This window comes from Halosolutus gelatinilyticus (genome assembly GCF_023028105.1).
Taxonomy (GTDB): domain Archaea; phylum Halobacteriota; class Halobacteria; order Halobacteriales; family Natrialbaceae; genus Halosolutus; species Halosolutus gelatinilyticus.
This window is the reverse complement of sequence record NZ_CP095492.1, coordinates 74132-88787: the sequence shown is the minus strand read 5'-3', so window position 1 is coordinate 88787 and position 14656 is coordinate 74132. Positions and strand designations below refer to the sequence as shown.

The following is a 14656-nucleotide window of genomic DNA, read 5'->3' as shown; positions in this document are numbered from 1 at the left end:
ACTGTCCGAAGCGCGTTCACCAGTACCGCGACCAGTGCGTCGTGGCGCGAACGAGTCCCTCGACGTAGAAGTAATCGCCCCAGATGCAACACTCGTCGTAGTCGCCGTTCGAAACGTCGTAAGCGCCGTCCGTAAGGAGCCCGTTCGAATCCAATCCCTCGGTCGAGTACGTTTCTGCGAGGCTTCCAAGCGTCGCGAGGGAGGCGTTACGATAGCCGCGGACGCGCTCGTCGGCCAGCGGGAGTTGTCGGGCGAGTTCGTCGAGGCCGCAGGCCGCGATCGCGGCGGCCGAGGTATCGCGAACGTCCCGATCGGCCGGCGCGTCGAAGTCCCACAGGGGGACGCAGTCGTCCTCGACGCGCGAGAGGTAGTAGTTGGCGAGTTTCGCCGAGAGCTGCGCGTACGCTCCCTCGTCGGCGTAGTCGGCGGCGATCGCGTACCCGTAGATCGCCCAGGTCTGCCCGCGCGACCAGCACGACTCGTCGTCGTATCCCTGGACCGTTTCGCCGCCGATCGACGCGCCGCTCTCGACGTCGCACTGGAACGAGTGGTAGGTCGATCCGTCCGATCGGACGATGTGCTCCGCGGTCGTCCGGGCGTGGGTCTCCGCGATCGCGGCGTACCGCGGATCGCCCGTCTCGTCGCTCGCCCAGAATAACAGGGGGAGGTTCATCATCGTGTCGACGATCGTGCGACCGCGCTCCCAGGAGTCGCCGTCCGGTTCGAGTTCGCCCCACGCTTGAATCAGCCCAGGGTGCTCCCAGAACCGATCGGCGAGGCGATCCGCCGCCGTAAGCGCCAGCGAGCGGTACCGTTCGTTCCCGGTGAGACGGTATCCGGCGCCCGCGGACAGCGTGTAGAGAAAGCCGATATCGTGGGTGTCAACGTCCCCCTCATCCAACCGCCGCTCGAACGTCGCTACCTGCGCCTCAGCGCCGTCCCGAAACCGGCGGTCGCCGGTGACCTCGTACGCGAGCCAGCACAGGCCCGTCCAGAAAGACGCGGTCCACCCGTCTACGTTGTCCGTCGGACGATAGACCAGATCATCGCTCGATGGTTCCGGAAACCGATCATAGAACTCGTCGAGCGAGGCGTCGATCCGATCGACGGCGACCGACAGCGCGTCGGCTACGTCCGCTCGATCGACCGACGGCTCGTCGGCGTAGCGATTCGGAAGCCCTCGGTCCGCGGTCGATTCGAGCAGTGCGTCGGGTTCGCGCGGCATATCGACCCATAGTGGGGCGTCTCGACTGATAAACCCATCGTGCCGCCGTCCCCTGTTCGCCGACGGTCCCCGTCCTCGCGGGCGTTCGCGCGGCTCCCCGTGCGTGACCGACCGGCGATCGGGACAATCGTTTTAGGAGTGTGATAACATACGTCGGGTATGAATCCGGTCGCCGAAAACCCTCTCCGGACACGGACCGATTTCGAACGCGCCGTCGAACAGCTCGTCGACCCGTTGCTCGATCACGCCAGTCCCGGCGGCGCGCGGGTGCGGCCGACGGCCACCGGCGCCTGGTTTCCCGACGTCGACGCCGATCTGGAGGGATTCGCGAGACCGCTGTGGGGAATCGTCCCGTTGAGCGTCCACTCGACGTTCGATCGGTGGCCGCGGATTCGACGCGGACTCGTCAACGGCACTGACCCGGCACACGACGAATACTGGGGTGACGCCGGCGACGGGTCCCAGAAACATGTCGAAATGGCCGCGATCGGCCTCGGACTCGTCCTCACGCCCGAACGGATGTGGGATCCGCTCTCCGAATCCGAACGCGAGCAACTCGTCCGGTGGTTGAATGGGATCAACGACGCCGAACTCCACGACTGCAACTGGCTGTTCTTCCGCGTGATGGTGAACACGGGGCTCCGATCGGTCGGCGCGACCCACGACTGGGAGTTCGCGCAGTCGTCGCTGGACCGACTCGAGTCGTTCTACCGCGGCGACGGCTGGTACGCCGACGGACCCGAGGGGAGCGCGATCGACTACTACGTGCCATGGGCGATGCACTACTACGGGCTCGCGTACGCGTCCGTCTGCGCCGACGAGGATCCGGACAGGGCGCGCCGCTTTCGGGAGCGAGCCGCCGAATTCGCAACCGACTACGTCGACTGGTTCGACGGCGACGGCCGGGCGCTCCCCTACGGCCGAAGCCTCACCTACCGCTTCGCCCAGGCCGCGTTCTGGGGTGCGCTCGCGTACGCCGACGTCCATCCGCTCCCGTGGGGTGTGATTAGGGGACTCTGGGCGCGCAATATCCGCTGGTGGCTGAACCAGCCGATATTCACCGACGGGGGGCTGCTGTCGGTGGGGTACCGCTATCCGACGCTGAAGATGTCGGAGCCGTACAATTCGCCGAACTCCCCGTACTGGGCGCTGAAGGCGTTCCTTCCGCTCGCGCTCGAGCCGACGCACCCGTTCTGGCGGGCCGACGAGGAACCGCTGCCCGATCGACTTACTACAACCACGCAGCCCGAAGCGGGCAAGGTCATCTGCCGGGACGACGGCCACCTGTTCGCGCTCTCGCTACCCCGGGACAGTCCGTACGGGCCGGAGAAATACGCGAAGTTCGCGTACTCGGCGACGTTTGGATTCTCCGTCGCCGGACGGAACGCGGGCCCCGGACGGGCAGGACACGATAGCTCGCTCGCGCTCAGTGTGGACGGAGACCGGTACACGGTCCCCGAGTCGGTCGCCGCGACCGAGGTCGACGGGACGACCCTCAAATCGCTGTGGACCCCGTGGGACGACGTGACCGTCGAAACCTGGGTCGCGCCGGCGCTCCCGTGGCACGTCCGCGTCCATCGCCTCGAGACGTCGCGCCCGATTCACGTCGAGGAGGGCGGATTCCCGCTCGATCGAACCGGCGACGACGACGCGACGCGGTTCACCCACGAAACGGAGGGCGCGACCGCCCGCGCGACGTATCCGAACGGGACGAGCGCGATCGCCGATCTCCGGGCCGATCGGCGACCGACGATCGTCTCGGAGGAGCCGAACGCGAACCTCATGCACCCGCGCACCGTCGTCCCGACCCTTCGGAAGCGATACGACGCCGGCGACCACTGGCTGGCCGCGGCGGTTCGCGCGGCGCCCGACGGATCGGCCGACGCGGTCTCGACCCCGGAACTCGTCGCGACCGGCGATCGCGACCGCGTGACGATCGAGACGGCCGCCGGCGATCGACTTCTCGAGTGTCGCGCCGGCGAGATCGGGAGCGCGGCCGAGGGGCGGTCGGAGTAGTCGGCCGATCACGGCCGCCCTCGACGGCAGGTATCTTTTTGAGGTGCGGCTACCTCTCTCGAGCCAGATGGGAGACGAGTTACGACAGGGGCCGAACGCCGGCCGAACGCTACCCGCGGAGCGCGAGCGGTACGACGATCCGGAGACGGGCGCGCGCGTCACGCGGGTGACGAACGATCCGGACGCCGACAGCCGCCACCTCTACTTCACCGAGCCGGGATGGTACGACGACGGCCGACGGCTGCTGATCCGCTCGGACCGCGACGGCACGCGCCAGCTCTACTCGATCGCACTCGAGTCGGGCGAGATAACGCAGTTAACCGACCTTCCGGCGGCGATCAGCGGCGTTACCCGCATCGCGACCGAACCGACGGCGCTGTTCTGGTGCGACGATCGCCTCGTCGCGCTCGACCTCGAGACGCTCGCGGTGACGCCGCTGTACGAGCTTCCGGACGGCTACGCGGGAAGTATCGCCGCGGGGACGGCCGACGGAACGCGGGCCGTCACGGCGATCTCGGAGGAACTCGACATCGAGCGAGATCCCGACGACCGCGAGCAGTGGATCGCCGACCGGATGACCGCCGGTCCCCGATCGACGGTGCTCTCGGTACCGCTCGAGGGCGGCGACCCGACCGTCCACGTCGAGGAGCACCGGTGGCTCAACCACGTCAACGCGTCGCCGACTCGCCCGGAACTCATCACGTACTGCGAAGAGGGGCTGTGGGAGGAGGTCGATCGGATCAGAGCGGTGAACCTCGAGACGGACGAGACGTGGGTCGTCCGACCGACCGATGAGGAGGAGGCCGTCGGCCACGAGTACTGGCTCGCCGACGGCGAGACGATCGGCTACCACGGATGGCGGGGGAGCCGCGACGATCCCGAGGCGTTCTTCGGCCACGTTCGATACGACGGCACGGAACGACACGAGTGGCCGGCGCCGGATCTCTACACGCACTTCCACAGCAACTCGCGCGAGCTGGTCGTCGGGGACGGCACGTACCGCGGCGCGCCGTTCGATCTGCTCTGGGAGCGGGACGACGAGGCCGACGAGTACCGAACGCCCCGCAAGCTGGCCGCACACGGCTGGAGCGGCGACGACGACGTTCACCCTCACTCGCGGCTGAGTCCCGACGGGGACAGCGTTGTCTTCGATAGCTCTCGCGGCGGGACCAGCAGCGATGTTTACCTCGTCGAGATTCCCGACGACCTCGGCGAACTCCCCGAGTTCGACGGAATACCGGTACCGCGGAACGCGTAACTGCCATCGCAGCGAGCGTGCCGGCACCCTTTTCACGATCTGTGCAGTCTCGTCACACGGAATCGAGGATGGAAACGCGACAGCCCGTAGATTTGCGAACGAGCCGTTCGTCGAACCCGATCGGGATCGACGAACCGAATCCGGTCTTCCGCTGGAGAGTCGAGTCCGACCGCCGCGGCGCTCGCCAGACGGCGTTCAGGGTCGTCGTCGCGTCGACGCCGGAGCGACTCGCCGCGGGTGAGGGTGACGTTTGGGACACCGGAAAGCGATCGTCCGACCGACCGGCGGTCGCGTACGACGGGCCGCCGCTCGAGTCCGGGACGACCTACCGCTGGGCGGTCCGCGTCTGGGACGAGTCCGACGAGCCCGGCCCGTGGAGCGACCCGGCGCGATGGGAGACCGGGCTGCTCGAGCCCTCCGACTGGAAGGCGGCCTGGATCCGTCGCCCCGCGGACGGCGCGTTCGAGCGCGGCCGATTCACCTACCTGCGCCGCGAGTTCACCCTCGACGGAACGGTAACACGGGCCCGGGCGTACGTCTCCGCCAGCCACCGGTACGAACTCTCGGTCAACGGCCGCGTCGTCGACGAGGGTCCGGCGCCGTCGTATCCGGATCACCAGTACTACAGGACGGTCGATCTCGCTGCCGACCTGACGGCGGGCGAGAACGCGATCGGCGCGCTGTGCAACTGGAACGGCGCCGGACAGGGACGGCCCGCCGCCGAGCCCGGGTTCGTTTGCCAGCTCGACGTGACCTTCGCCGACGGGCGCGAGCGCACGATCGCGACGGACGGGTCGTGGCGCGTCCGCGAGGCCGAGTGGCGGGCGGACGCGCCGCTTCGAAACGACGAAATTGCGGAACCGGTCGAGATCATCGACGCTCGCCGGGCGCCGGACGGGTGGGCCGAACCCGGATTCGACGCGTCCGCGTGGGCATCCGCAGCCGTCGTCGGCACCCACCCGACGGAGCCGTGGGAGCGACTCCTCGCACAACGCACCGACACCGTGCGGTCGCCGGTCGAATCCGAGTCGATCGAGCGGCTCGAATCCGGCGCGTACGTTATCGACTTCGGGCGCGTGTACGCCGGCGTCCCCCGGGTGCGCTTCGAAAACGGGACCGACGGACACCGGGTCGCATTCAGAGCGGGGTATCGACTCGAAGACGACGGCTCGGTCGCGGAGACGGCGGGCACGCAGTGGACGGACATGCGATACGAGTACGTCCAGCGCGACGGTTCGGGGACGTTCCGCGCGTTCAACTACCTCGGATTCCGATACCTGCAGATCGACGATCCCGGCGAGTCCATCGACGCCGAGCAGGTGCGGCTGCTGGCGCGGCGTCACGACGTTCCCGACGAGCGAGCGGCAACGTTCGCGTCCGCGAACGAGACGATCGACGCGGTCTTCGAACTTGCGCGCCACTCGGCGCTGTACGGCAGCCAGGAGCAGTTCGTCGACACGCCGACTCGGGAGAAAGGCCAGTTCCTGCTGGACGCGTTCAATATCTCGGAAACGACGACGCATGCTTTCGCGGAACGGACGCTGAGCCGGCGGACGATCGCGGCGTTCGTCCGCTCACAGGACCGGTACTGGGCCGATGAGGGACGGCTGAACGCCGTCTACCCGAACGGCGACGGCAAGCGCGATATTCCGGATTTCACGGTTTCCTTCCCCGAGTGGGTCTGGCGGTACTACCGAACTGCCGGCGACCGGGCGATCCTCCAGCGCGCGTATCCGGTCGTGCGGGCGATCGCGGCGTACGTCGAGCGCCACGTCGACGCCGAAACCGGGCTCGTCACGGCCCTCTCGGGCGGCGAGGGTGGTCCCTACGAGGAGGGAATCGTCGACTGGCCGCCCGAGATGCGCTACGGCTACGATCGGGAGTGGCCCGCCAGAACCACGGTCAACGTCCTCTGTGCGAGCGCGCTCGGCCGAGCGGCCGACGTTGCGGCCGAACTCGACCGGCCGGCCCGCGAGCGGTCGCGCTACCGCGAGCGTCAGCGCGTGCTCGAGGCGGCGATCGACGACCAATTGCGGCGGGGCGACCGCTACGTCGACGGTTGCGACGCGACCGACGCGAGCGATTCTTCGTCCCAGCACGCCAACGCCCTGCCGCTCGCGTTCGGGCTCGTTCCCGAGGAGCGAACCGACGCGGTCGCCGATCGGGTGATCGAACAAGGGATGGCGATGGGGCCGATGATGGTTCCGTGGCTGCTCGAGGCCCTCGAGGTCGCGGACCGTCCCGAGGCGATCGTCGATCTGGTGACGGACCCCGAGGCGGACGGCTGGGCGAATATCCTCGCGCAAGGCGGTACCTTCACCTGGGAGAGCTGGCACTGCCGGGATCGATCGCTGCCGGACGACCACCGGCGCAATCGTAGCGAGTCCCACGCCATGGGCGCGACGGTGCTGGTGACCATCTTACGGGCGCTGCTCGGCGTCCGCCTCGACGAGACCGGGATCGCAGGCGAGCGCGTCGAGATCCGGCCGCCCGAGTCGGGACTCGAGTCGGCGTCGGGGCGGGTGCCGACCGAACGGGGCACCGTCGCGGTCTCGTGGACGCGGAGCGACAGCGCGGGCGGCGAGGCGGGCGACGGCGGCGAACCACTTCGGCTCGAGGCGACCATCCCGTGGAACACCGCGGCGACGATCGCGCTCCCGACGGACGATCGCGACGCCGTCGCGACCGTCGACGGCGAACCGGTTCGTGCGGGCGAGAACGCGCGGACGTTCCCCGACGGCGTCTCGGCCGCTCGGCGCGGAGAGCGACTCGAGATCGACGTCGAATCGGGGATGTACCGGTTCGCGCTCGAGTAACGACGCGCTCGGCGCGGCGCGTCGGATGGCGGGATCGGTGTGTTATTGGCACTCGAGGTGCGACCGTCTCGCGTGAAACAGTACACGATCACCCGCGTACGAGGCGACGTTCCGCTCGGCGACGCCGTCGACGGAACGCCGTGGGAGGCGACGCCGGAGTTTCGCATCGACGAGTTCTCGTGGCACGAAAGCGGTCCGAAGCCGCTGACGATCGGCCGCGCCTGCTACGACGACGAGGCGATCTACCTGCAGTTCTTCGTCGAGGACGACGACATCACCGCGTCGGTGACCGAACTCAACGGCCCGACCTTCGAGGATAGTTCCGTCGAGTTCTTCGCCGATCCGACACCCGCAGAGGACTCGCTGTACGTCAACTTCGAGCCGAACTGCTGTGGCCAGTTCAAACTGGCCTGGCAGGAGGCCGGCTGGCAGGAGCGAGGGCTCGATCGCGACCTGATCTCGCCCGAACTCGCCGATCGGATTTCGGTCCGGACCTCGGTTCCCGGCTCGACGGCCGACGGCGATTTCGACGTCGACGGCTGGTGGCTCGCTGCCGCGATCCCCTTCGACGTCCTCTCGGAACTAACCGGCCGAGAGATCGCGCCGACCGCGGGGACGGAGTGGCGGGGCAACTTCTACCGCAGCGGCGTCGCCTCCGACTCCCAGAAGGCGACCTGGAACCCCATCGAGAAGCCCGAACCCGTCTTCCACTCGCCGGAGTACTTCGGTCGACTTCGGTTCGCGTGAGCCGCTGACGATTCGTCAGCGTCGAACTCGGCCGTCGGAATCGAACGGCGCATCGGTGTCCGGGCCCGCCGTCCCGTCGTGCGGCGCGAGCGGCGGACGTCGCTCTCAGATCGACTCGAACGTCCAGCGCTGGTGGTCCCCGCCGTTGTCCGACCACTGAACGACGTTCGCGCCGTCGTCGGTCGACGCCTCGGCCGTCGTCGATGGGACGTTCTCCGCTCTTACGATGTCTCGTGCCATGGTGGCGATAGGAAGTAACGGCGAGTGAGAGGTTAAATTTCCACTATGAGTCTGATCGAATTGATCCGGCGGCGATCACCGAGTACCGCGATACGGTCGCGAACGCGGGTCTCCGGGCGCGACGACGTCAGTCCTGGAGAACGGCCGCGTCGTCGAGGTCGTAGGCCTCGAAGTAGTCGTGCTCGAGTTCGACGAGTTCGGCGAACAGTTCCTGCGCTTCGTCGCGTCGAACCGTGACGAGCGGATCATTGAGAAACGCCTGAAAGGCGAGATCGAGGTCGCCCTCGAAGCCGGCCTCGACGAGCGTCTCCTGATTGTTCACGGCCGTCATTACCATCGATCTGATCTCGCGGGGGAGTTCGCCGGCGACGATCGGATCGACCCCACCGCCGGTGATAACGGCGTTCGTCTCGACGACGGCTCCCGTCGGCAGGTCGGGCGTCTGTCCGCGATTCGGATAGTTGACGTGGGTCTTGACCGGCTCGAGACCGACGAGCGCGCGGACGATGTCGACGGCCTCTTCATTGGACTCGGTGAACTCGAACTCCTCGTCGCCGTCCAGATAGCGGTTCATCTTGGCCGGCCCCTCGTTGCCGCCGACGCGGGCGGAACTCGGCGTCAGGCGGATTCCCCACCGCTGGATCTCCGCCGGTTCGTCGAGCGCGAGGTACCAGGGGACGAACTCCGCGAGGTGGCGGTCGCCGGCCGCGCCGAACAGGCCGAACCGATCGTAGAGGTCGAACGCGACCCGGCGGTGGTTCGTCCAGTAGGAGTCGTCGTCCAGGTCGCCGGGTTCGAACCCCGGAAGCGGCTGTCGTTTCTCGAGTTCGCGATCGAGATACTGGAAGATATCGTGATCGCGCCAGTACGCCTCGTCGATCCACGTGAAGTGGTTGACTCCTTTTACCGTCACGTTGATCTCGTCCGGATCGACGTCGGCGGCGCCGTCGACGTAGGTCTCGGCGATCTCCGAGAGGAATCGCTGCACTTCGAGCACCTCGTGACAGAGGCCGATGGCGTTGATGTCGGGGAACTCCTCGTAGAGCGTCCGGGTACAGACCGTCATCGGGTTCGTGTAGTTGATCACCCACGCGTCGGGACACTGTTCGCGAACCGTCGCCGCGATCTCGCGGTACTGCGGGATCGCGCGGAGCGCGCGAATCGTCCCGCCGGGGCCGACCGTATCGGCGACCGTCTGGTAGATGCCGTACTCCTGCGGGGCGTCGATATCGTGGACGAACGTCTCCTCGGGCGGATCCTGAATCGAACAGATCACGCAGTCCGCGTCCGCAAGGGCGTCATCGAGAGCGCGGCGCGCCTCGAACGTCCAGTCGCCGGAGACGTCGGATCGATCCGCCAGGCGGTTGCCTAACTTCGCGTTCTTCGCGGCCGATTCGTAGTCGACGTCGTAGAGCGAGACGCTCCCGGCGATATCCGTACACTGCAGGAGGTCGTTGATGAGCGTGTGCGCCCACCCCTGACTCCCGCCGCCGACGTAGCCGATCTTCACCGATGGTCGTGACTGTACTCGAGAGTTTCCGCCGAGTCGGTGCATACGGCCAGTACGAAGATCAAATACAAATAGTTGTTCCGGATGGACCGTCCGACTCTCCCGGACGCTATCGTCACCTCCCGGAGCAGCTGCACGAGGGACTGTCTACGGCCCCTCGTTCGTCGTGTGGCCTTCCGCCGTACGGCGGAAGAAAGCGAGAACGCATTGTACGCGATCGGCGGCGTATCGATCGCCTCCCGTTAGCGCCAACTTAGCACGGTGTCGACCGCTTCGTCGGCGCCACCGATCGGCGAGAACTCGCAGCCGACGTACCCGTCGTACGCCGTCTCGTCGATCGCCCTGATGATCGCTTCGTAGTCGAGTTCGCCCGTCCCGGGTTCGTGGCGGCCGGGTACGTCGGCGATGTGGAAGTGGCCGATGCGATCGACGTTGTCGGTGATCGTCCGAATGAGATTTCCTTCGGTCACCTGCTGGTGGTAGACGTCGTACAGCAGTTTCACGTTCGGCGATCCGACCTCGTCGACGATTTCGAACCCTTCTTCGGACGTTTCGAGGTAGTAGTTCGGATGATCGACGGCCCTGTTCAACGGCTCCAGCACGAGCGTCACGTCCGCCGCTTCGGCGTCGGGCGCGACTCGCGAGAGGACGTCGACGATGCTGTCGTGTTGGGTCGTCCGATCGAGGCCGTCCTGATCCGGTCCGGTCGTCACGATGAGCGTGGGGATCCCGAGACCGGACGCCATCTCGATCGACTCGCGGATCGTCTCGACGGCGTCGTCGGCCGCGTCGGGATCCGTCAGCGTTCCGCCCGCGACGCAGCTGACGATGGGAATGTCGGCCGCATCGGCGGTTTCCGCGATCGTCTCGAGGTCCTTCTCGCGCCAGTCCCAGAACTCGACGGCGTCGGCACCCGCCTCGGCGGCCCGCGAGATGCGATCGGCGAACGGCTCGTCGTCGTAGACCATCTCGACGCAGATCGAAATCCGGGCCATCTACGCGTCCTCCGTCTCCATCGGTTCGGGAGACAGTTCGCCGGATTCGATCATCGATTCGAGCGGATTGTCGTCGATCTCGAGCGGGAGGTCGACCCGACCGCGCTGGCGCGCGGACTCCCATGCGCCGAAGATCTGTTCGGTCGCGTTCAGCGCGTTTTGCGCGCCGAGTTCCGGTTCCTCGCCCTCTCGCAGGCACCGGACGGTTTCGGCGATCGCACGGTCGACGAACTCCCAGCTGTGGAGGCCGTCTTCGGTTTCGACCGTCTCCCACCGCTCGTCGCCGGCGCGTCGGATCCGCAGCGTCGGTAGATCCTCGCTCTCGTCGCCGACCGGGCCGACCTCGATCGTGCCTTCGGCACCGATCAACCGGTTGTGACACGCGACCGCGCTCGCCGGCCCGCGATCGTCGGCGCTGTCGCTCGTCCCGAGTCCGTGGACGCCGTTTTCGTACTCCCAGAGGACGACGGCCTGGTTCTCGTTGTGCGAGCCGAACAGCACGTTTTCCTCGCGGTAGTCGATCTGGCCGAACACCCAGTCGGCAGGCACCTCGTCATTGAAGTAGTTACAGAGGTCGAAGGAGTGGCTCCCGTAGTCGAAGATGCCGACCGGCGCCGAAAACTCGACGCGTTCGAGTTCGCCGATCTCGCCGGCGTCGAGCAGTTCCTTCGCCGTCCGCACCGCATCGCTGAACCGTCGCTGGTGGTTGAACGTCAACTGCACGCCGTGGCGGGCCGCCTCCAGGGCCATCGTTCGCGCGCCGCCGTACGTGTCGGCCATCGGTTTCTCGCAGTGGATCGCCTCGACGACGCCCGATCGAATGCAGTCGATCGCGATCGGCGCGTGGATACTCGGGGGCACGCACAGCGAGACGGTGTCGGGTTCGACGGCCTCGAGCATCTCCTCGTAGTCCGCGAAGACGCCGTCCTCGTCGATATCGTACTCGCCGGCGAACGCCCGCGCGTTCTCCGAGACGATGTCCGCGCACGCCACGAGGTCGCACTCGTCGACCTGGGTGTATCCTTCCGCGTGGTGATACGCCATCGCGTAGCCGTCTCGGCCGGGATTTTCGGGTTCCGAACCGGTGCCTATCACTGCGACTCGGTATGTCATGCCACCCTGTTTTAGCGTATCAATCATAATCGTTACTACTTCGCGGGCGAATTCGCCGTCGAAGGCGGATCCGGGGCGCCCCCGAAGTCAGCCGTCGTCGGCCTCGTCGCCGAGCACATAGTCCGAGAAGGAGTCGAACTCCTCGCAATCTCCTCGATCCCTCTGTGCGATCGGCGTCCTCGATCGTCGGCGTCTCGCGCGACGCGAGAGCCGCAAGGTCAGGGACGAACTACCGTGGTCGGGGTCATCGGATCGAGATCGCGGCGACCGTCGACGGCGGCAGCTCTGCCTCGATCGAGTCGCCGTCGGTAGAGACGGCGAGGTCCGCGGCGGTGAACTCGTCGGCGTTGTCGGCCGTCACCTCGCGTGCGGGGTCCTGATCGGCGAACAGGATCTCGGCGCGGACGTCACCCTCGTCGAGACGCGTCCCCTCGAGGGAGAGTTCGACGGCGTGGTCCTCGCGGCAGTCGAGGTTCGTGACCGTCACGTACGTCTCGTCGTCGCCGACCGACGCCGACGCGCCCACGAGCGGAAGTTTTCGGTCGTCTGCGAGTTCGCGACTCGGCGTCTCGACGGTCGTTCGAACGGCTTCGTTGCCCTTGTGCGGTGCGTAGAGGTCGAACACGCGGTAGGTCGGCCGCGCCCACGCGTCGGTCTCGTCGGTTTCGACGAGACACTGGAGGACGTTGACCGTCTGGGCGATGTTCGTCATCGTCACGACGTCGCTGTAGTCGTTGAAGATGTCGAGGACGGCCGCCGCCGAGAGCGCGTCGAGTACGTTCCCCGGCTGTTCGAGGCCGTTATCGGCCGTCGCTTCGGTGTGCCAGGCGCCCCACTCGTCGATGATCACGCCGATGTCGCGGGTCGTTGCCACCGCGTTGATCGCCCCGGCCATGCGCTCGATGTGGCGTTCCATCTCGAGGGCGTCCGCGAGGAACCGATCGTACTGGTCCTCGTCGGCTTCGGCGACGGATATCGTCCGTCCGTAGTAGTGGTGCAGCGTGAGGTGGTCGAGCGGGAAATCCACGCCCCAGGGCGATTCGTTGACCTTCTCCAGGAAGCGGCGGTTCCACTCGTGTTGCTCGAACCCGCAGGCGATGAGCTCGAGGTCGTGATCGAGCATCAGGTTGTCCATGGTGCCGACGTATGTCGCGAACCGGCGGTACTCGTCGGCGTACTGTTCGGGGGTCATCTGGCCGCCACAGCCCCAGTTCTCGTTGCCGAGTCCCCAGTATTTCACGCCGTAGGGTTCCTCGCGGCCGTTCTCGCGGCGTCGGTCCGCGAGTTCGGTGTCGCCGTCGTAGTTGCAGTACTCGACCCAGTTCGCCGCCTCCTGGGGGTCGCCGGACCCGACGTTGGCTGCGAGGTAGGGCTCGGTTCCGATCCGCTCGCAGAACTCGAGGAACTCGTCGGTGCCGAAGGCGTTCGACTCTTCGGGGATCTCCTCGGGACCCTGTGCCCAGAAGAGGTTTCGGCGGCGCGGTCGGTCCGCCTGCGGCCCGATGCCGTCCTCCCAGTGGTAGTCGTCGGCGAAACAGCCGCCCGGCCACCGCAACACGGGGAGATCGAGATCGGCCAGCAGCGAGACGGTATCTTCCCGGAATCCGCCCTCGTCGGCGCTGTCCGCGTGCCAGATGCCTCCATAGATACACCGACCGAGGTGCTCGGAGAAGTGCCCGTGGACTTCGGGCGCGATCCGATCGATACTCGCCTCAGTATGGACTGTTATACGTGCGTCAGTCATGCACTAACTCGATGTTTGCACATATCTATATTAATACTTCGGGTTAGCTCGTTTCGAAAGAACCGCGGGACTCGGCGCGCGTTCGACGCTCGATCCTCGCGTCTCGCCTACCGCACCGATGTCGGTCATGAAAACGTTCATAGCGGCGCACGGGTTCGGCTGACGTATGGACGACTATACGCACACGCCAGTGACCGTTGCGGACGAACGCGCCGTCGTGATCGGCGGCACGAGCGGGCTCGGCCAGGCCATCGCGCTGGGATTCGCGGCCGACGGGGCGGACGTCGTCGCGACGAGTCGATCCGAGGACAAGGTCGACGCGACGGCCGATCTGCTCGAGGACCGCGGCGCGAACACGGCTCGGGTCACCTGCGACGTGACCGACCGGGAGTCGCTCGAGAACGTCCGCGAGACCGCGGAAGAGGCCTTGGGCGGGATCGACGTCGTGGTCGCCTCGCAAGGAGCGATTTCGCGCGATACCGTCCTCGAGATCAGCGACGACGAGTGGGATTTCGTCACCGCCATCCAACTCGACGGCGTGCGACGCGTCACGCAGACGTTCGCGCCCGCGATGGACGAGGGCGGAAGTATCGTGAACATTTCCTCGCTTGCGGCGCGGCTCTCGATGGCGAACCTCCCCGCATACTCCGCGGCGAAAGGCGGCGTCGAGGCCTTCACCCGTGCGTCCGCGAAGGAACTCGCGCCCGAGATCCGGGTCAACGCGGTCGCGCCGGGCTTTTTCATCACGCCGCAAAACGCCGACACCTACGCCGAGGGGACGAAGAAGCGCGATCGGATCGACGAGCGGACACCGCTCGGACGCGTCGGCGAACGCGACGAGGTCGTCGGCGCGGCGATCTACCTCGCGAGCGACGCGGCCTCGTTCGTCACTGGCGAGGTGCTGACCGTCGACGGCGGATTCGCAGATAGCGCGTTCTGATCGGCTCGGCGTCGATTCGCTCGCTCGATAGGCGTCGGTTTCGATTGCCGGT

General features: G+C 66.9%; 11 protein-coding genes. 5 read left to right on the top strand and 6 right to left on the bottom strand.

All coding sequences use genetic code 11. The annotated features are described in order from the left end of the window. Positions 1-16: 16 nt before the first annotated feature. Positions 17-1225: a glycoside hydrolase family 88 protein gene (locus tag MUH00_RS19600; RefSeq protein ID WP_247004468.1), complete on the bottom strand. Its 1209-nt coding sequence runs from the start codon at positions 1223-1225 to the stop codon at positions 17-19. A 159-nt stretch (positions 1226-1384) separates the two neighbouring features. On the opposite strand from MUH00_RS19600, the gene MUH00_RS19595 reads away from it, so the two are divergent. The 4 genes from MUH00_RS19595 (at position 1385) to MUH00_RS19580 (ending at position 8062) form a co-directional block, all read left to right on the top strand. After that, complete coding sequence (locus MUH00_RS19595; protein WP_247004466.1) at positions 1385-3241, top strand: DUF2264 domain-containing protein; 1857 nt, start codon at positions 1385-1387, stop codon at positions 3239-3241. Between the two features lie 67 nt (positions 3242-3308). Then, positions 3309-4499, top strand: a complete 1191-nt coding sequence (locus MUH00_RS19590; RefSeq protein ID WP_247004465.1) for an oligogalacturonate lyase family protein — start codon at positions 3309-3311, stop codon at positions 4497-4499. 68 nt (positions 4500-4567) lie between these two features. Continuing rightward, a complete protein-coding gene (locus MUH00_RS19585) occupies positions 4568-7315 on the top strand; it encodes a family 78 glycoside hydrolase catalytic domain (RefSeq protein WP_247004463.1) in 2748 nt (915 codons plus the stop codon). 72 nt (positions 7316-7387) lie between these two features. Next, a complete protein-coding gene (locus tag MUH00_RS19580; protein ID WP_247004461.1) occupies positions 7388-8062 on the top strand; it encodes a carbohydrate-binding family 9-like protein in 675 nt (224 codons plus the stop codon). Between the two features lie 105 nt (positions 8063-8167). Here the strand turns inward: MUH00_RS19580 and MUH00_RS19575 are convergent, their stop codons facing one another. From MUH00_RS19575 to MUH00_RS19555, 5 genes are all read right to left on the bottom strand, one after another. After that, positions 8168-8302 carry an RICIN domain-containing protein gene (locus MUH00_RS19575; RefSeq protein WP_247004459.1) on the bottom strand — a complete coding sequence of 45 codons (135 nt, stop codon included), beginning with the start codon at positions 8300-8302 and terminating at the stop codon, positions 8168-8170. A gap of 127 nt (positions 8303-8429) precedes the next feature. Beyond that, a complete protein-coding gene (locus MUH00_RS19570; protein ID WP_247004457.1) occupies positions 8430-9857 on the bottom strand; it encodes a family 4 glycosyl hydrolase in 1428 nt (475 codons plus the stop codon). 197 nt (positions 9858-10054) lie between these two features. Beyond that, positions 10055-10807, bottom strand: coding sequence for a hydroxypyruvate isomerase family protein (locus MUH00_RS19565; protein ID WP_247004455.1), 753 nt, complete (start codon positions 10805-10807; stop codon positions 10055-10057). Further along, complete coding sequence (locus MUH00_RS19560; protein WP_247004453.1) at positions 10808-11920, bottom strand: Gfo/Idh/MocA family protein; 1113 nt, start codon at positions 11918-11920, stop codon at positions 10808-10810. Positions 11921-12164: 244 nt separating this feature from the next. After that, positions 12165-13664, bottom strand: a complete 1500-nt coding sequence (locus MUH00_RS19555; protein ID WP_247004451.1) for an alpha-N-arabinofuranosidase — start codon at positions 13662-13664, stop codon at positions 12165-12167. 166 nt (positions 13665-13830) lie between these two features. Here MUH00_RS19555 and MUH00_RS19550 point away from each other — a divergent pair, with 166 nt between their 5' ends. After that, the gene (locus MUH00_RS19550; protein ID WP_247004449.1) at positions 13831-14604 is read left to right on the top strand and encodes an SDR family NAD(P)-dependent oxidoreductase; all 774 of its coding nucleotides are present in this window, start codon (positions 13831-13833) and stop codon (positions 14602-14604) included. The last annotated feature ends 52 nt before the right edge of the window (positions 14605-14656 follow it).